This window comes from Aeromonas rivuli (assembly GCF_000820045.1).
Taxonomy (GTDB): domain Bacteria; phylum Pseudomonadota; class Gammaproteobacteria; order Enterobacterales; family Aeromonadaceae; genus Aeromonas; species Aeromonas rivuli.
The window spans coordinates 63,674-82,838 of record NZ_CDBJ01000055.1 but is presented as its reverse complement, the minus strand read 5'-3'; the positions used below and the strand labels follow the sequence as shown (position 1 = coordinate 82,838).

Genomic DNA, 19,165 nt, shown 5'->3' with positions numbered 1-19,165 from the left:
CCGACCCACAGATCCCCAATTATTTTTAAAAAGAGCCCCTGTTTCAGGGGCTTTTTTTTGTGCCCGAAAAACCTTCATTGATGTCAAAGGGAATGCAGACGATGGCCAATCCACTCTATAACAAACACGTCATCTCCATCTCGGATCTGACCCGGTCCGACATGGAACTGGTGGTCGCAACCGCCCAGCGGTTGAAGGCCGAACCCGACACCCGCCTGTTGAAAGACAAGCTGGTCGCCAGCTGTTTCTTCGAAGCCTCCACCCGCACCCGCCTCTCGTTCGAGACCGCGGTCCAGCGCCTTGGCGGCAACATCATCGGCTTCGCCGACGGCGGCAATACCAGCGCCAAGAAGGGTGAGACCCTGGCCGACTCCATCAAGATCATCGGCTCCTACTCCGATGCCGTGGTGATGCGCCACCCGAAGGAGGGCGCCGCCCGCCTCGCCTCCGAGTTCTCCCGGGTGCCGGTCATCAACGGCGGCGATGGCTCCAACCAGCATCCGACCCAGACCCTGCTCGATCTCTTCTCCATCCACGAGACCCAGGGCAAGCTGGACGGCCTCAACGTCGCCTTCGTCGGTGACCTCAAGTACGGCCGCACCGTCCACTCCCTGGCCCAGGCCCTGAGCCTGTTCAACTGCCGCTTCTTCTTCATCTCCCCGGAGGCGCTGGCGATGCCGGACTACCTGTGCGAAGAGCTGGAAGAGAAGGGCATCCAGTTCAGCGTGCACGAGACCATGGAAGAGGTGATGCCGGAGCTCGACATCCTCTACATGACCCGGGTCCAGAAAGAGCGCTTCGACGAGACCGAGTACAAGCACATGGCCGCCAAGTTCGTGCTGGAACTGACGACCCTGGAAGGGGCCAAGCCCAGCATGAAGATCCTGCATCCCCTGCCCCGCGTCGACGAGATCGAGGTGGCGGTCGACAAGACCCCTCACGCCTACTACTTCCAGCAGGCGGAAAACGGGGTCTACGCGCGCCAGGCACTGCTGGCACTGGTACTGAACGAAACTGTCTGAGCCGAGGGGAACACATCATGTCCGAGAAGAATCAACTGCAAGTCGAAGCCATCCGTCACGGCTCCGTCATCGACCACGTCCCCGCCGGCCAGGGCATCAAGATCCTCAAGCTGTTCCAGCTGATCGAGACCCAGGAGCGCATCACCGTCGGTTTCAACCTGAAATCCGGCGCGCTCGGCAAGAAGGATCTCATCAAGATCGAGAACACCCGCTTGACCGCAGAGCAGGCCAACCAGCTGGCGCTGTTCGCCCCCAAGGCGACCGTCAACATCATCGAAGACTTCGCCGTGGTGAAGAAGCACCAGCTGGAGCTGCCGGAGTTCATCACGGGCGTGTTCCACTGCCCCAACTCCAACTGCATCTCCCACAACGAGCCGGTGGACAGCTACTTCCGGGTGCGCGAGGTGAAGGGAGTGGTACGCATGAAGTGCAAATACTGCGAGAAGTCCTTCACCCAGGACATCGTCAGCGAACGTTATTGATATTCAGCTGGGCCCTCTGGGGCCCATTTTTGACCCCTGTCACATCACTCATTCCCCTTTTGGTTATAATTTGCCATCCCGCAACGGCTAGACATCGTTCATTCCCTGCCTCTCACCTTACAGTCAGAGTTTTTTGCTATTAAAAGCACTGATGGCAGGTTTCGTTCGATAGCCATTGGTCATAGTCAAAGGAAGCCATCGTGGTCAAGACCCCCAGTCGTCCCGTTGAACAAGAATCGGACCTGGCCCAGCTGGATGCCTGTCGCCAGATCATCGGCCAACACTGCTACAGCACCCAGGAAGAGATCCGCCGCGAGCTGGCCGAACGGGGCTTCGCCGACATCAGCCAATCCACCATCTCCCGCCTGCTGCGCCGCCTCGGCGTGGCCAAGGCCCAGAACGCCAACGGCAAGAAAGTCTACACGCTAGTGGATGACCAGCTGGAGCCCGCCGGCAGCACCCGCTCCATCCACGACATGGTGCGCGGAGTGGTCCATAACCAGCAGATGGTGCTGGTGCACACCACCCCTGGTGCCGCGACCGTGGTGGCCCGCCTGCTGGATCGCAACGCCGATCCCGAGATCCTGGGCGCCGTGGCCGGCAACGACGTGGTGCTGGTCGCCCCCCGCCATATCAGCCGCACCCGCCTGGCCCACGCCGCCGTGGTGCGCACCCTGGCGCAGGCGCGCTGACGACTTACCTCCCCCGAATACAAAAGGCGACCCCGGGGTCGCCTTTTTACTGCCTATCTTGCTTGCCTCACTCTGTTTCACCTCTGCCTCAGGGCGAGTACCGCTCCGCCCACCAAGCGCGGCGGCCACGCTCTGACTGCCCTCACCATAAAAAACGGGAGCCCGCTGGATCCCGTTTCATTCGACTCGTCTTCTCGTGCTACTTCACTCAGGAGAGCATGGCACCCAGGCTCAGGCAGACCACGATCAGCAGGGTCAGGATACCCAGCAGCGGGGCGACCCACTTCAACCAGCGGACATAGGGTACCTTGGCGATCGCCAGGCCACCCATGACCACGGCGGAGGTCGGGGTCACCAGGTTCACCAGGCCGGAGGCAGACTGGTAGGCGGTGACCACCAGTTCGCGACCCACGTTGGCGAAGTCGGCAAGGGGCGCCATGATCGGCATGGTCAGCACCGCAAGGCCGGAGGAGGACGGCACCAGGAAGGAGAGCACCACTTCCAGCACGAACATCACGTTGATGAACACCACTGTGGAGAGGCCGGTCACTATCCCTTCTGCGCTGTGCAAGATGGTGTGGGTGATCATGCCGTTGTCCATCACCACCACGATACCGCGGGCGATACCGATGATCAGGGCCACGCCGAGCAGGTCACGGGCACCGTCGATGAAGTTGGTGGTCAGCTCCTCCTCGCTCATGCGGGAGATGACGCCGACTATGATGGCCGCGGCCAGGAAGACGCCGGAGATCTGCGCCATCCACCAGCCGAGCACGGCCACACCGTAGATCATCACGGCGAAGGCGGCGACGAAGATGCCGAGCACGATTTTACGGGTCAGGGTGAACTCCAGCATCTCATCGCTCTTGTTGCCGAGGAAGTGGGCACGGTTCTCTTCCCACTTGTCAGCCACCAGGGATTTGCTGGGGTCGTTGCGCACCATCTTGGCGTAGCGCATCACATAGGCCACGCACAGCAGCCAGCCGGCCACCAGCATGGCGACTCGCAGCCAGATACCGTCGGTGAAGGAGATGCCGGCGGCGTTGGCGGCGATCACGGTGGCGAACGGGTTGATGGTGGAACCCAGGGTACCTATACCGGCGCCGAGCAGCACGGTCGCGGCGGCGACCACGGGGTCGAAGCGGGCGGCCATCATCACCGGCACCAGCAGGGTGTAGAACGGCAGCGACTCTTCGGCCATGCCATAGATGGTGCCCCCTGCGGCGAACAGCGCCATCAGGATCGGGATCATCCACTCCTCGCGGCCACGCAGCCGATCGGTGACGCGCTCGATACCGGCATCGATGGCGCCGGTCTTGGTCACTATGCCAAGGAAGCCACCGATGATCAGGATGAAGAGGGAGACGTCGATGGCGCCTGCCTCATAGGTGTCGTGGTTGTAGAGACCATCGATGGGTGCCAGCAGCACGTCGACGATGCCCTGGGGATTGGCCTCTACCAGCTTGTAGGTCCCCGCCACCGGCACTTCCTTGCCGAGGGCGTCGTTCATTATCATGTCGTATTTGCCGGCCGGCACTACCCAGCTCAGGGCGGCCACCAGGGCGATCAGCACAAACAATATCGTGTAGGCTGATGGGAACTTGAATTTAGTCATGGTCCAGCTTCCTTCTGCGGTATCCATGCAAGCTGCGGGTCGTAGGGTTCGAGGTATTATGCCGCCGTCACATGGTCGAAAAGCCGGGGGTTGCCCCCCGGCACCACTACTGCGACCTTAGTCGCCCAGCGTAGCAACCATCACTGCCTTGATGGTGTGCATCCGGTTTTCGGCCTCGTCGAATACTATGCTGTGCTCGGATTCGAACACGTCCTCGGTCACTTCCAGACCCTTCATGCCATATTTGTCAGCCACTTCCTTACCCATGGTGGTCTCATCGTTGTGGAACGCCGGCAGGCAGTGCATGAACTTCACATCCGGGTTCTTGGTGGCGTTGATGACGTCCATGTTGACCTGATAGGGGGTCATCAGTTTCACCCGCTGATCCCAGGCTTCTTTCGCTTCACCCATGGAGACCCAGACGTCGGTGTAGAGGAAGTCGGTACCCAGCACACCCTCTTTCACATCTTCGGTCAGGGTGATGCGGGCGCCGGTCTCTTCGGCGATCAGGCGGCACTGGGCGACCAGCTCTTCTTCCGGCCAGAAGGCTTTCGGCGCCACCAGGCGGATGTCCATGCCCATCTTGGCGGCACCGACCATCAGGGAGTTACCCATGTTGTTGCGGGCGTCACCCAGGTAGGCGAACTTGATCTGGTCCAGGCGCTTGCCCTTGCCGTGCTCCAGCATGGTCATGAAGTCGGCCAGGATCTGGGTCGGGTGGAATTCGTTGGTCAGGCCGTTCCAGACCGGCACACCGGCATAGGCGCCCAGCTCTTCCACTATCTCCTGGCCGTAGCCACGGTATTCGATGCCGTCATACATGCGGCCCAGCACACGGGCGGTGTCCTTCATGGACTCCTTGTGGCCAATCTGGGAACCGCTTGGGCCGAGGTAGGAGACCTGGGCGCCCTGGTCGAAGGCCGCGACTTCGAAGGCACAACGGGTGCGGGTGGAGGTCTTCTCGAAGATCAGGGCAATGTTCTTGCCGCCCAGATGCTTGCGCTCATAGCCACCGTATTTGGCCTTCTTCAGGTCGATGGCCAGGTCGATCATGTATTGGATTTCGCGCGGGGTGAAGTCCAGCAGTTTCAGGAAGTTACGGTTACGCAGATTAAAAGCCATGATGAGTTCTCTCTATATTTGTTCAGACCAATTTGGGCAGTGTTATTGACTACGCATACACAGTACAAAGTTGTTCGGTTACTCAGGCATTCACGGTATGGGTGGCGACTATATTGGTGCCCGCCTCGCCCCTGAGGATGGCCAGACCATCTTCCAGGGAGCCGATCCCGACCATGCCGCCGGTCGCTTTGACAAATTCACAGGACGCCTCGATCTTCGGCCCCATGGAGCCTGCATCGAACTGGACGCCAGCCAGCTCGGCCGGGCTGGTGACCCGCAGCGGGTGCTGGGTCGGCTTGCCCCAATCCAGGTAGACGGCATCGGCGTCGGTCAGGATCAGCAGGGCGTCGGCCTTGATCTGCTTGGCCAGGTAGGCGGCAGACATGTCTTTGTCGATGACGGCTTCGATGCCGGTCAGACGCTGGCCATCCCAGGTCACCGGAATGCCACCACCACCGGTACAGATGATGAGGTGTCCCTGGGCGATCAGGGTCTCGATGGCATCGCCTTCGACGATGCGCTGGGGCAGCGGGGACGGCACCACGCGGCGGAAGAACTTGCCGTCAGCCTTGACGCTCCACTGCTTCTCGACCGCCAGGGCGCGGGCTTCGGCTTCTTCATAGACGGGACCGATAAACTTGGTCGGATTGGCGAAGGCAGGATCCTTGGGGTCGACCTGCACCTGGGTCAGCAGCGCGGTGACGTTGCTGCTCGGCATCAGGTTCTTCAGCTCCTGGATCAGCATGTAGCCGATCATGCCCTGGGTCTCGGCGCCCAGCACATCCAGCGGATAGGGGGACACCTTGGTATAGGCGCTGTTTTGCAGGGCCAGCAGGCCGACCTGCGGGCCGTTGCCGTGCACCAGTACCACGTTGTATTCCTGGGCGATCTGGGCGATGGTCTTGGCGGCGGTGGCGATGTTCTTGCGCTGGATATCAGCTTCAAGCGGCTCACCGCGACGGAGCAGGGCATTGCCCCCCAGGGCGACGACGACAGTTGGTTTTTTCATAGTGGTTGATCTCGATTCGGGGTCTGTGTGGCGCCAGCCTCTGCCGGCGCCACGCCGTCTTGTTAGATGCCGTCACGTTCCATCGGGCAGCTCATGCAGCGGGCGCCGCCGCGGCCACGTCCCAGCTCTTCACCCGGGATGGACAGCACAGTGATGCCGGCCTTGTCGTATTTCTCGTTGGTGTAGGTGTTGCGCTCGTAACCCACGACCACGCCAGGACGCACTGTCAGCACGTTGTTGGCATCGTTCCACTGCTCGCGCTCGGCTTCGAAGCTGTCGCCACCGGTGGTGATGAGCTTGAGCTGATCCACACCCAGCGCCTTCTCGATGGCGGTCACGAAGTAACCCTCTTCCTTGATGTTCATGCCACTGGCACCGCCCGGGGTCAGGCTCCAGCAGTTCACATCCTTGCGGATGACTTCCGGATAGACGGAGAAGGTGTCTATGTCCATGTGGGTCATGACGGTGTCGAGGTGCATGCAGCTGCGATGTTTCGGCAGTTGCATGGCGATGACCTGCTTGGCCTGGCCGTGTTTGAACAGGCTGCGCGCCAGGTGTTCGACCCCTTGGGGGGTGGTGCGCTCGGACATGCCGATGAGCACGGCGCCGCGGCCGATGACCAGCACGTCACCGCCTTCGATGGTGGAGTTGTCGTAGTCACGATCCTCGTCACCGAAGTACTTGATGAAGTCCTGACCGGCGAACTGCGGGTGCCAGCGGTAGATGGCCTTCACATGGTTGGTCTCACGGCGACGGGCGGCCTTGGCCATGGGGTTGATGGAGACGCCACCGTAGACCCAGCAGGAGGTGTCACGGGTAAAGAGGTGGTTGGGCAGCGGCTCTATGATGAAGTCGGTCGGGGCGTGCATGCCGACCACCATGTTGACGCCACTGAAGGGCATCTCGGCGTAGGTCAGGCCGCCGGAGAGGATGCGGGCCAGCTCGCGGTGCGGCATGTCAGCCAGGAAGCAGCGCACGTCATTGGCCAGGGCGGTGCCGAGGCGATAATCGGAGACCTGATGTTGCAGCAGCCAGGCTTTGGCTTCTGGCACATCCAGGGTTTCGGCCAGCAGGTTGGTCAGCAGGAAGACTTCGACATTCTGATCGCGCAGCACTTGGGCGAACTTGTCATGCTCCTCGCCAGCCCGCTCAACAGAGAGGACATCGTCAAACAGCAGGTCCTGACAGTTGGAAGGGGTCAGACGCTTGAGACTGAGATTGGGGCGATGCAACATGACACGACGCAGTTGGCCAACTTCAGAACCTACATAAAATTTGCTCATGGTTATATTCCGTCTTTCTGGGGTCCATGCGAGTGATTGAATAGACTCCTTCTATTCTTTCTCATGGCCAAGGCGGGATATTCTTTTTGTAGGGTATTCGGCTTGTGTTCTATCCTGCCTCTGCCTTTCGAGGTAGAGATTAGGTCTGTGAAAACATGAAAAACCAGACTTAGATCACATCGAGCTATAGCTGAATAAAATGCAGCGCATTTATTTGACCCCACCGACATAACCAGCAATTAAGCTCCTGGACGCATCGCATAATCATTCATTTCCATACGCTTTTATTCCTTTTCTCGGCCAGGTTGCCATGGGGTAAACTCATATTACATAAGTACCAAATACAATTTTAATTAAATTAATACAACAACTTAACTGTGACGCTCAGCCATGACTGGCTTTATATGCAAGAGTTTGAATTTTTCACTCGCCATTGCGGGGAGCTCAGCGAGATAAAAAGTCATCTCCCTACGATTTCGTGCATAGATATTTTATTGTTCTGGATCAAAGCAAGGGACTCAGGATAGTGGGGGAAGGGCTGCTGGCCCCAAGAGAAATGGGGCTGTCCGGCTGACTATGCAATAAAACCGCATCTTGCGGCTTGTCCCTCCCATGACATCGACTTCCACTATTTTGAAACTTTTTTCATTAGTTGAATTTATGACAAATCCTTGCAGTGGGGGTTTGCTCAACTTAACTAGAAAAGTGATCCGGATCACAACGGTATCCATATGACGTTAACGCTTCCGTCATAAATGTCATCAAGGAGAGTTCCATGAACATCAAACCCCTGCTTCTGCTTGCCGCGCTGGTTCTGCCCATGACGCCAACCCTGGCTCAGGCAGACGGTGCCCCCGCCATGCCGCTGGTGGTATGCCATGTCGACAACATGCCGCAAATGCTGGTACCCGAATATGTCTGCATCTGGCGCGGTGGCACTCAACACTACTAAGCTGCAATGCAATGCAAGGGAAGGCGAGCCTTCCCTTGCATCTTCTCCCCATCCCCCAATAGCCATATCCGATCGTTACGCTGGCTGCCCTGCCATTCGCTCGCTGCCAGAGCGCCCTGCGTCCCCCGACGGCTACCCCTCGCCTCCTGTCGCCATGGTGACCGGCATGGCACGGGCTGCATCGCTCGCCTTCCCCGTCTTGAGAGGCACCTTGCTGAAACTTGCCTGGCGGTTCACCCCGGTATCCTGAACAAGAATCCGGGCACCAAGCCCCACAACCCATGCCGCCATGGCAGCTGCTCCCGACGTCATCACCCGCACCAACAGATGCAGATCCTGTGGCTTAATCCATTCGAGTGAGCCCGACTGAGACTGGCTTGAAACAGTTGTGAGATATTCGCCATTTAATGCGTGAGCAATACGCCCATCTCTGGGCAGGTATAATCGGATTGATAGATCTTATAAACAGCACAAATAAATTGTAATAAATTGATTTGTAATAAAAAAAATACAGCGACACATGAATGACAAGGCGAGCGGCCAAAACGTTTTTCAAGATGACGTTGTGAGCCAGTCGAAAATCCTTATAGTTACTCCTGCACGGACGCAGTTGAAGTCAATCAGGAAGATTGGCTGCCAGGGTTGGGCAAATGGACTCACCACAGGATGTGGTAAAGGACACCTCCCAGGATGGAGAAAGTGCGACGGGAATGGATGACTCGTCAGGCCATGATGGCTAAAGGACACCCCAAAGGATTGGGAAGGGGAAACCTAAAGGAAGAGGTATAGTCAGGGATTGCAGGGAGCAACTTCGTTCACGGATATGAACGATAAGACTATCGGGGGCGACGCAAGTCGCCCCCATCTTTTTTGGATTTTTGCCATAAGCTCCCCGCATCAATAGTAAAGGGCGGCTTTCGCCACCCCGCTCATCACTCCGTGATGCCTACTCACTCTTCTGCTTATCTCCCCTCTGGCTACGCCAGACGAAAGTGCGCCACTATCCGGCCCAGCCGGTCATAAGTCTGCTTCATGGCCCCCGAGCTTGCCACCGTCGCCTCACCATTACCCTTCAGTTGGCGGATCACCTCGGCGATGGCACTCATGTTGCGATTGATCTCCTCAGCGACGGCACTCTGCTGCTCAGCGGCAGTGGCGATATGAGTGATGAGGCCATTGATCTCCACCACCTCGCCCATCATCGTATCCAGAGATTCATTGACCCGTGTCGTGTTCTCGGCGGCGCTCTGGCAGCGTTGCCTTGTCATGGACATGGCCTCAACCACCCCACTGCTGCCGCGCTGCAAACGGGTCAGCATGGCCTGTATCTCTGCCGTGCTCTGTTGAGTGCGTGCCGCCAGGGAGCGAACCTCATCGGCCACCACCGCAAATCCCCGCCCCTGCTCGCCGGCACGCGCCGCTTCAATGGCGGCATTGAGCGCCAATAAATTCGTCTGCTCGGCAATGCTGCCGATGACGCCCAAGACAGAGCCAATCTGCTGCACCTCTTGCTGCATGGCTTGTACCGAACCCGAAGTCGCTTCCACCTCGTCCACCAGGGCCATGACGCTGCGCATGGCGTCATCCACCACCGCCCGTGAGGCATTGGCAAGCTGTTCGCTCTGGCGAGTGAGCGTGGCAGTATCGGCGGCGCTACGGGAGACTGAGACGGCGGTGGCGCTCATCTCGTTGACTGCCGTGACGACCTGTTCCGTCTCGCTGACATGGGTTGCCAGCAGCCGTTGAGCTGCCTGGGTTTGCCCGGTCAGTCCCCCTATCTCGCTATGCAACTGACCGCTGGCCTGGCTCACCTCCTGCATCATCTCCTGCAGCTGGGCGATGAAGCGATTGATGCCCGCCGAGATCTGGCCGAGATCATCATGGCTTGTCACCTGTAAACGCCGGGTCAGATCCCCATTCCCCTCGGAGAGGGCCAGCACCAATCCCTTCAAGGACAAAATAGGTCTATAAGCCAGGTTGAACGCCACCATGGCCAGCACCATCACCACCAGAGCCACCCCCAGCAGAGCCAGGGTGATCTTGCCGTTGATGGCCTGGGTCATGGCCCGGATGTAGGTCTGGTCGACGAAGCCGGTCAGTCGCCATGGCTGACCGCGAATGTCCAGCTCATGCAGCTTGGGGAAGGACTCGCCATCCGGTTTGTCGCTATAGAGCAGCTGCCCCTGGCTATCGGCCAGTTCGAAGTGACGTCCTTCGCCACTCATCTTCTGCAGCAGGGCGCTGAACTCACTCATGTCGAGGTAATAGATGTAGGCAGAATCATCACCGCGCGGCACCAGGATGGAGATGGCAGGCTTGCCCTCTATCTGTTGCAAACCGCTTACCTGGATCTGATTGCGGGCCTGGGGGATCAGCTGGCGCAGCGCCTCGACCCGGGCCGGCTCCTTGATGACGCCGTTGGTGTCGAAGGCCATGTCCCCAATCACCTTGACGATGTTGAGGAACCCCGTCTCCTCCAGGGTCTTCTTGACGTTGGTCACCCCGAAGTTGAGGTTGGCCGCCAGCACTATCTTCTGATTGATGTCCCCCGCCAGCTTCTCTTTGACCAGGGTGATCTGCTCATCGATGTTGTGGCTTGCCTGGTCACGGATGTAACCGCTGATGAAGTGATTGACGCTCACCCAGGAGGTGGCGACCGTGATCAAAATGGCCAGAAGCAGGAGCGCATATATCTTGATCTTAAAAGCCATGGTACCTCCAAAAGAAAACGCAGGGCGAACCTGCGTTTTCTAGCTGCCAATCTGCTTACTTCTTCTTGGCGTATTTCATCGAATCCAACGCCACCGCCAAGATGATGATGCCGCCCTTGATGATGAACTGCCAATAAGGACTGACGCCGATATAGGTCAGGCCGTAGTTGATCAGGGTAAAGATGAGCACCCCGGTGATCACCCCGGCAACCGTGCCCACACCACCGGCAAACGACACCCCGCCCACCACGCAGGCCGCGATGGCATCGAGCTCATACATGAAGCCGAGGTTGTTGGTGGCGCTGCCGACCCGCCCCGCTTCCAGCATGCCGCCGAAGGCGTAGAAGACACCGGCCAGGGCATAGATCATCACCAGGTTGACGGCCACGTTGACGCCGGACACCTTGGCGGCTTCAGGGTTGCCGCCGATGGCGAAGATGTTTTTGCCAAAGCGGGTCTTGTTCCACAACACCCAGACGAAGACGCTGGCGATGGCTGCATAGAAGGTGAGATAGGAGAGCTTGAAGCTACCTATCCTGATGAACCCCTGGGCGAAACTGGAGAAGCGGGGGTCAAAGCCCGCCACCGGAGAGGCGCCCACGGAATCGAAGTACAGCGAGTTGATGCCGTAGACGATGATCATGGTGCCCAGGGTGGTGATGAAGGGCGTCACGTTCAGGTAGGCCACGATCAGGCCATTGACGAGACCTATCAGCGCACCCACGGCACAGACCAGCAGGATCACCATGGGAATGGGCACCTCCCCCAGGGCGGGGAACACCTTGTTGACGTTGGTCAGCGACTGCAGCATGGTGGCGGCGATCAGCGCCGCCAGGCCAACTTGACGACCCGCCGACAAATCGGTGCCCTGGGTGATGATGATACCTGCCACACCCAGCGCTATGATGACCCGCACCGAAGACTGGGTCAGGATGTTGCTGAGGTTGGTGAGGCTCAGGAAGGATGGCTCCTGGATCACGATGATCATGAGCAGCACCAGCAGCACCAGGTAGATGGCGTTCTCTTTGAGCGCCTGCATCAGATTGAAATTTTTAGCCGACTCCATAAATATCTTCCTGTCTCTAGAGGTACAGAGAGGCCAGGCGCAATATCTCGCTCTGGTCAGTCTCTTTGGTATTGACGATCCCGGCGACCCGGCCATTGCTCATGACCATGATGCGGTCTGTGATCCCCAGCAGCTCAGGCATCTCTGAGGAGATGATGATGATGCCCTTGTCCTTCTTGGCCAGCTCCAGGATGAGTTGGTAGATCTCGAACTTGGCGCCCACATCAATGCCGCGAGTCGGCTCATCCAGCATCAGAATTTCCGGCTGAGTCAGCAGCCAGCGGCCGATGATGACCTTCTGCTGGTTGCCGCCGGACAGGGAGCCGATCTGCGTCTGTTGGGTCGGGGTCTTGACCCGCATGGAGTCGATGACCCACTGGGTGTCGCTCTTCATCTTTTTGTTGCTGAGCAGCCCCATGGAGCCCTTGTAGCTGTCCATGTTGGCGATCAGGGAGTTGAAGGCGATATCGAGGCGCGAATAGATACCGGTGGAGCGGCGCTCCTCCGTCACCAGGGCGAAACCGTTCAAGATGGCCTCGTGGGCCGTATGGTTCGCCACTTGCTTGCCATGAAGCTTGATGACCCCTTCGCTGTGGTCGCGGATCCCGAACAGGGTCTCGACGATGTCGGTGCGCTTGGCCCCCACCAGCCCGGCGATACCGAGGATCTCGCCCTTGTGCAGGTTGAAGGTCACGTCCTGAATGGAGGGTTGGTTCTTGGCCGTCAGGTGCTCGACCTCGAGGATCACCTCTTTCGGCTGGTTGGTTTTTTCCGGGAAGCGCTGGGTCAATTCACGGCCAACCATCATGCCGATGATCTGATCCATGGTCATGCCCTTGAGCGGTTGAGTCGCCACCCATTGGCCATCCCGCAATATGGTGATCTCGTCACATAGCTGGAAGATCTCCTCCATCTTGTGGGAGATGTAGACGATGCCGCAGCCCTTCTCTTTCAGCTTGTTGATGATCTTGAAAAGGTGGTTGACCTCTTTCTCGGTCAGGGAGGAGGTCGGCTCATCCATGATGACGATCTTGGCATCGTAGGAGAATGCCTTGGCGATCTCGATCATCTGCATCTGGGACACCGACAGGGTGCCCACTTTGACCCGGGGATCGATGTCGATATCCAGCTCGTCAAAAATGTGTTTGGTGTCCTGGTACATCTTGTTGTGATCGACGAACCAACCATTGGTGGGGTAGCGGCCGAGCCACATGTTGTCCATCACGGTGCGTTGCAATACCAGGTTCAGCTCCTGATGCACCATGGAAACGCCATTCTCCAACGCCTCTTTGGAGGAGGTGAAGTTGATCTCTTGTCCCTTGAAGAAGATCTTGCCCTGATCTTTCTCATAGATGCCGAACAGGCATTTGAGCAGCGTGGATTTCCCTGCCCCGTTCTCGCCCATCAACGCATGCACAGAATGAGGACGGACCCGTAAATTGACATTATCGAGTGCCTTGACGCCAGGAAAACTCTTACTGACGTCAATCATCTCCAACAGCCATTCTGATTGTTGCTGTGTTGTCATATCAGCCATCACATCTGGTTGAAAAAAGGGCAAGGGGATCTCCCTTGCCCTGGAGGGGGGATTACTCGAATTGAGACAGGTTGTCTTTATCTACACCCACGTAGGCAACACGGACGACCTTGTCGACGATGTTCCACTTGGTACCTTCCCCGGCCGGTTTGCCTTCCGCCAGATTCTTGGTCAGATCGAAGGTGGCCTTCGCCTGGTTGGCCGCATCGTTCAGCACTGTACCTGCCATGGCACCGCTCTTGACCATAGCCAGCGCCTCGGGCAGCGCATCGACACCGAATACCGGAATCGCTGACTTGCCTTGCGCCTTCAGCGACTCGACGGCGCCCATTGCCATGCCATCGTTGTTGGCGATGACGACTTCAATCTTGTTGGCGTTGGGGCCGGAGATCCAGGCATCCATCTTGTCTTTGGCCATGGCGGTATCCCACATACCGGTATCCATGTGCAGTTGATCGGTCTTGAGGCCGCCATCGTTCAGGGTCTTGATGACGTAGGTGGTACGGGCTTCCGCATCCGGGTGGCCCGGCTCGCCCTTGAGCAGTACGAACTGGATGATGCCATCTTTGTTCAAGTCCCACTCAGGGTGAGCTTTCCAGTGTTTGGCGATCAGCTGACCCTGGATGATGCCCGACTCCTTGGAGTCGGTGCCCACGTAGTAGGCCTTGTCATAGCTGGCCAGATCGGCGGCACTCGGTTCCTTGTTGTAGAACACAACCGGGATCTCTTCGCCACGGGCCTTCTCAATCACGACAGGGGCTGCGGCCGGATCGACCAGGTTGATCGCCAGGGCCTTGACGCCCTTGGCCAACAGCACGTCGATCTGGTCGTTCTGCTTGGACTGGTCATTCTGGGAGTCATTCATCAGCAGTTCCACACTCGGGGTCGCCGCCGCTTCCTTCTCGATCGCCTTGCGAACAACTGCCATGAAGTTATCGTCGTACTTATAGACGGTAACCCCGATACGGGTTTCAGCGTGGGCGGTGGCGCCTGCCGTCAGTCCCATCAGCAGGGCGGCAACTGTCGTGATTTTTCTCATTGTTATGCTCCGGTGTGTCTATCTGTTTTGTAGGAAAGCTGTACACCAATCGAGCTGGTGTAAGTCTAATGTAATCAGGTTGTTGTCATTTAATCTGTGATCCTGACGACAAAATGAAAACGTTTACACTCTGTTACATTGTGATTTGTTTGATATAAAACAAATGGTTATATTAACTTGAGGCCTGTTTGAACCTTTCTGTCACTGGGGTAAATGTCAGCTTCTGTCGCCGAAGTCAGCTTAGTACAGAGTTCCAATAGTATCTCCCCGGTGTCAGCCAATATTCAGGGCGCACGCTCTGGCTCCAGGAGTCATCCCCCCCGATCCCCATATAGAAACCATCGAGGCACAGGTGCAGACCCCCCTCTGCAATCAGGTCGGTCTGATGGCGGGCCTCGGTCAGCTGCGACTGACGGTAGGGACTGATGCTGAAGTGAAACTCCCCCTCGACCCTGAGGTCGGCGAGCTGCAACGCCCGAACCTGAGTACGCAGGCCATTGTCGGTGGGGAAAATATAGGGGGTGTGCAGCGCGGCAATGGGCAGTTGCCAACGACCGAGGTCCGCGCTCAGACAGCGATCCGGATAGTTCTCATGAGGGCCACGGCCTAGCCACTCGATACTGTCGACTGTCTCCGCCAACCAGAGGCTGGCGCCAATCCGGGGCAAGGAGGGGAAGTCATCACTCACCAGGGCGTCGATGGCAAGCCTCATGGCGCCGCCTGCCTCGAAGTCGTGGCGCCAGTGAGTCAGGATCTTCAGTTGCTCGCCGACGAAGTAGCCATGCTCCACCAGCAGGCTGGCCTCCCCCACTCGCGTTATCCCCAGGCAACGGTGGCTCAGCTCACCGAGCCCGGCCTGTTGCCAGCGAGCAATCCAGGAGTGGGGATCCTGATGATCCGCCTCGCTGGTGCCGATGTCGTTATCCAGTGGCGCACGGTAGAAGTGATCCGCCAGCTCCCCGAGGAGACGCTCACGGCCACCCTTGCGCCAACCCGTGATGCGGCCACTCTCCTTGTCCAGACACCATTGGCTCTCACCGGCCAGCACGTGCCAACTCTCAGCCTGCTCCATCAATCGAGCCGATGTCCGGGGTTGAGGGAGTGCGAGAGGGGTCGGCAGGGAAAACTGCTGGCGCCCTACGTCATGATCCGGGGCTGACCAGGGGGTGGCATTCACTTGCTCGATGCAGAGATCCAGCCAGGCCAGCGTGCCGGCAGCGAAAGCAGGCAGAGTGGGCAGCAGGGTCAGGGTCAGCGCCGCCTGAGGCGCCAAGGTGAGTGGGCATTCACCCTCTTGCAGCACCACCCCTTGCTCGCACAACCGCCAACGTAGCCGCTCGTTATCCGTCACGCGAAACAGCAGCTCGCTCTCGATGCGTACCACCAGAGGGCTGTGTGACAGCAGCTCGAAGCGGAACGGCTGCTGGGCCCGCTTGGCCTCGAACAATGCGGGATGGGGCGTCCTGTCCGGGAACAGCAAGCCGTTGATGCAGAACTGGCGATCGTTTTGCAGATCGCCAAAATCACCGCCATAGGCCCAGAAATGGCGGCCATCCTCGGTCAACTTGTCGAGTCCCTGATCGACCCAATCCCAGACAAAGCCACCCTGCAGGCGAGGATGGTCACGAAATGCCCGCCAATATTCGGCGAAGCCACCCAGGCTGTTGCCCATGGCGTGAGCGTATTCGCACAGGATCAGCGGCCGCTGCTCGCCAGGCAGGCCGATCCACTTGGTCAGCGCCCACTTGGGCACCGCCGGGAAGGGTTGATCCTGATGGGTACGGGCATACATGGGGCAGATGATGTCGGTGGCCGGGGTGTCGGCACCGCCCCCCTCGTACTGGACCGGTCGGCTCGGGTCTGCCCGCTTGACCCAGGCATACATGGCATCGTGGGCCGCCCCATAGCCGGACTCATTGCCCAGGGACCAGATGATGATGCTGGGGTGGTTGAAATCGCGAGCGACCAGCCGGGTGACCCGTTCCAAAAAGGCCCCGCTCCAGTCGGGATCCTGCGCCAGGCGCCCCATGGGACTCATGCCGTGGGTCTCCAGATTGGCCTCATCCACCACATAGAGACCCAGCCTGTCACAGAGCCGGTAGAATTCGGGATGGTTGGGGTAATGGGCGCAGCGCACCGCGTTGAAGTTGTGCTGCTTCATCAGGATCAGATCCCGCGCCATGCTGGCCACATCGATGGCATGACCCCGGGCGGGATCATGCTCATGACGATTGGCGCCACGGATCAGCAAGGGCTGACCGTTGAGCCGCAGCAGGCCGCCCTGGATCTCCACCGCCCGAAAGCCCACATCATGGGCCTCGCTCTCTATGGGGGTACCCCGCTCATCGAGCAGGGTCAGGGTCAGACGATAGAGGTGCGGGGTCTCGGCGCTCCACTTGGCGGGATTGTCCACCTTCAGGATCAGTTCGGCATGGTCCTCAAAGCTCCCTTTCTCATCGATGATGGCCGTACCCACTCCCTGCTCCAGACTGGTCACCGGCTGATCACCCTGATAGAGGGTGGCTCTCAGACTCAGTCCGGCGCCACCCGCCACCCGCACCGCCAGCGTGAGCCGCGCATCCCGGTAGCAGGCATCGAGCAACGGGGTGATACGCAGATCGGCGATGTGGCGCTCAGGCTTATGGAGCAGCGTGACCGAGCGGAAGATGCCGGAAAGCCACCACATGTCCTGATCCTCGAGATAAGAACCATCGGACCAGCGCAGCACCAACAGGGCTATCCGGTTCTCCCCCTCGCGCAGACAAGGAGTCAGGTCGAACTCGGCGGGCAGGCGGCTGTCCTGGGAATAACCAACCCAGTGGCCGTTGCAAAACAGATGGCAGGCGCTGCTGACTCCATCCAGGATGATGCGCGTCTGTCCCGAAGCCAGCCAATTGGCGGGTAAATGCAGGTTGCGAGAGTAGCAACCGGTCGGATTCTGGCTTGGCACCCGAGGAGGATCACAGAGGAAGGGGTACTTGATATTGGTGTAGATGGGGCCATCGGTCTGCGGCCGTGTGCCCGGATAGGCACCATCTAGTTGCCAGTTGCCGGGCACCCGGATGAGGCAGGCATCGGCCAGATCCTGCTGAACCCACTGCTCGGGCACCAGCTCGGGAGTCTCGAAGAAGGAGAAGTGCCAGTCGCCGTCGAGCAGCAAGCGGGAGTCGGAGGGCAGATCGGCACGTGCCGCCTCTTCGTCGCGCCAACTGGCGAGGGGGGTATGCGCCGCTAGGCGATTGACCGAGGTTACCCCTTGGTTCTGCCAGTCTCGGCGCGCCAGAATCTCCCTGAGCATGTTTCCTCTCCCTGATTATTCGGAAAACAGCTGCAGTGTAGTGAAGTTTTTATGGGGAAACGGCGATCTGCCTCACAAAGATGTAAACGATTACACTTCGATAGATAAGGCCAGAATAATGCGGGGTGAGAGTCACAATAGTCATCATGCGAGCAACCCGCATTGTCCCGTCGATCGGGGGAGCTGGCCGCAGATCCCTCAACCTCCTGCCACGGTGGCATCGCTGAATATGCCAGAAACAGCAGACCCGCCATCAGGCGGGTCTGCTGTCTAAACGAGGCCAAGGTGGGGATTTAACTGCGCAGGGGGGCGACCGAGTGACGATTGATCAGGGTCGGCGTATAGATGCGGCTCTGTTGCGCCTCACCTTCACCTGCGGCCAGCTGCAGCGCCAACTTGGCCGCCTGGGCCGCCATGAGCTCGATGGGGTAGCGCATGGTAGAGAGTTTGGGTCTCAGGTATCTGGCGTAGATGATGTCATCGAAGCCAACCACGGACACCTCCTCCGGCACCTTGAAGCCGTTATCGGCCAACACGGAGATGGCGCCGGCCGCCATGGCGTCGTTGTAGGCCACCAGAGCGGTCACCTTCAGCCCCTTGGCGAGCAGATTGAGCATGGCGCGCTCTCCCCCCTCTTCATTGGGGGTGCCACACTCCACCAGTTCGGCATCTGCCACCACCCCCGCATCGCTCAGGGCGTCGCGATAGCCCTGCAACCGGGAGCTGGCATCTTCGATGGCGTGATCCGAACCGAGGAAACCAATACGGCGATGACCCAGCTCCAGCAGATGGCGCGTGGCGGTGGCGGCCCCCAAGCTGTTGTTGAGGGAGATACAGCGCCCCTTCAAGGCGGGAATATCTCTATTAATCAATACCATGCCTGGTACTCGCATGGCGTAATCAATCAGCACTTCGTCACTGAGCACCTTGCTGTGAACCACCAGGGCCTCACAGCGTTTGCCGATCAGCAGCTCGATGGCGCCCCGCTCCTGCTCCGCATTGTGAAAACCATTACCCATCAACAGGTGCAAGCCCCGCTCCACGGCGACCCCGGACACCCCCTTGATCAGGGCGCCGAAGAAGGGATCGGCCACATCATTGACCACCACCCCCATGGTGTCACAGGTACGGCTGACCAGGGCCCGCGCGTTGGCGTTGGGGGTGTAACCCAGCTCCGCCATGGCCTGCTGGACCAGGGCGCGCGAGGTGGCACTCGCCTTGGGAGAGTTGTTCATCACCCGTGAAACCGTTGCCACCGAGACATTGGCAAGACGGGCGACATCCTTGATGGTGCTCATGCTGTTTTCACTCTTTTCACTGACCGCGACCGGGTCATT

General features: G+C 58.9%; 15 protein-coding genes. 4 read left to right on the top strand and 11 right to left on the bottom strand.

The annotated features are described in order from the left end of the window. Window positions 1–101 precede the first annotated feature (101 nt). The 3 genes from pyrB (at window position 102) to BN1130_RS13480 (ending at window position 2,196) form a co-directional block, all read left to right on the top strand. The gene (gene pyrB / locus BN1130_RS13490; protein ID WP_042042604.1) at window positions 102–1,022 is read left to right on the top strand and encodes an aspartate carbamoyltransferase; all 921 of its coding nucleotides are present in this window, start codon (window positions 102–104) and stop codon (window positions 1,020–1,022) included. A gap of 17 nt (window positions 1,023–1,039) precedes the next feature. Then, complete coding sequence (pyrI, locus tag BN1130_RS13485; RefSeq protein ID WP_005318436.1) at window positions 1,040–1,504, top strand: aspartate carbamoyltransferase regulatory subunit; 465 nt, start codon at window positions 1,040–1,042, stop codon at window positions 1,502–1,504. Between the two features lie 200 nt (window positions 1,505–1,704). Next, window positions 1,705–2,196, top strand: coding sequence for an arginine repressor (locus tag BN1130_RS13480; RefSeq protein ID WP_042042602.1), 492 nt, complete (start codon window positions 1,705–1,707; stop codon window positions 2,194–2,196). A 208-nt stretch (window positions 2,197–2,404) separates the two neighbouring features. Here BN1130_RS13480 and BN1130_RS13475 read toward each other — a convergent pair whose 3' ends face one another. The 4 genes from BN1130_RS13475 to arcA form a co-directional block, all read right to left on the bottom strand. Further along, window positions 2,405–3,811, bottom strand: a complete 1,407-nt coding sequence (locus tag BN1130_RS13475; RefSeq protein WP_042042601.1) for a YfcC family protein — start codon at window positions 3,809–3,811, stop codon at window positions 2,405–2,407. A 117-nt stretch (window positions 3,812–3,928) separates the two neighbouring features. Beyond that, window positions 3,929–4,933 (bottom strand): ornithine carbamoyltransferase, encoded by a 1,005-nt coding sequence (gene argF, locus BN1130_RS13470; protein WP_042042599.1) that lies wholly within the window; start codon window positions 4,931–4,933, stop codon window positions 3,929–3,931. Window positions 4,934–5,015: 82 nt separating this feature from the next. Beyond that, a complete protein-coding gene (gene arcC, locus BN1130_RS13465) occupies window positions 5,016–5,942 on the bottom strand; it encodes a carbamate kinase (RefSeq protein ID WP_042042598.1) in 927 nt (308 codons plus the stop codon). A gap of 62 nt (window positions 5,943–6,004) precedes the next feature. Further along, complete coding sequence (gene arcA, locus BN1130_RS13460) at window positions 6,005–7,225, bottom strand: arginine deiminase (RefSeq protein WP_042042597.1); 1,221 nt, start codon at window positions 7,223–7,225, stop codon at window positions 6,005–6,007. A 775-nt stretch (window positions 7,226–8,000) separates the two neighbouring features. On the opposite strand from arcA, the gene BN1130_RS22665 reads away from it, so the two are divergent. Beyond that, complete coding sequence (locus tag BN1130_RS22665; RefSeq protein WP_198135285.1) at window positions 8,001–8,177, top strand: hypothetical protein; 177 nt, start codon at window positions 8,001–8,003, stop codon at window positions 8,175–8,177. Window positions 8,178–8,309: 132 nt separating this feature from the next. Here the strand turns inward: BN1130_RS22665 and BN1130_RS13455 are convergent, their stop codons facing one another. From BN1130_RS13455 to BN1130_RS13425, 7 genes are all read right to left on the bottom strand, one after another. Beyond that, entirely contained in the window at window positions 8,310–8,468 is a 159-nt protein-coding gene (locus BN1130_RS13455; protein WP_157014018.1) for a hypothetical protein, read from the bottom strand. Window positions 8,469–9,154: 686 nt separating this feature from the next. Beyond that, window positions 9,155–10,888 carry a methyl-accepting chemotaxis protein gene (locus tag BN1130_RS13450; protein ID WP_042042594.1) on the bottom strand — a complete coding sequence of 578 codons (1,734 nt, stop codon included), beginning with the start codon at window positions 10,886–10,888 and terminating at the stop codon, window positions 9,155–9,157. 55 nt (window positions 10,889–10,943) lie between these two features. Then, the gene (mglC, locus tag BN1130_RS13445) at window positions 10,944–11,954 is read right to left on the bottom strand and encodes a galactose/methyl galactoside ABC transporter permease MglC (RefSeq protein ID WP_042042592.1); all 1,011 of its coding nucleotides are present in this window, start codon (window positions 11,952–11,954) and stop codon (window positions 10,944–10,946) included. Window positions 11,955–11,970: 16 nt separating this feature from the next. Further along, window positions 11,971–13,491, bottom strand: a complete 1,521-nt coding sequence (mglA, locus tag BN1130_RS13440; RefSeq protein ID WP_042042674.1) for a galactose/methyl galactoside ABC transporter ATP-binding protein MglA — start codon at window positions 13,489–13,491, stop codon at window positions 11,971–11,973. Window positions 13,492–13,543: 52 nt separating this feature from the next. Next, the gene (gene mglB / locus BN1130_RS13435; protein ID WP_042042590.1) at window positions 13,544–14,530 is read right to left on the bottom strand and encodes a galactose/glucose ABC transporter substrate-binding protein MglB; all 987 of its coding nucleotides are present in this window, start codon (window positions 14,528–14,530) and stop codon (window positions 13,544–13,546) included. Between the two features lie 235 nt (window positions 14,531–14,765). Beyond that, a complete protein-coding gene (locus BN1130_RS13430; protein WP_042042588.1) occupies window positions 14,766–17,828 on the bottom strand; it encodes a beta-galactosidase in 3,063 nt (1,020 codons plus the stop codon). A gap of 293 nt (window positions 17,829–18,121) precedes the next feature. Then, entirely contained in the window at window positions 18,122–19,126 is a 1,005-nt protein-coding gene (locus tag BN1130_RS13425) for a substrate-binding domain-containing protein (RefSeq protein ID WP_042042586.1), read from the bottom strand. Window positions 19,127–19,165 lie beyond the last annotated feature (39 nt).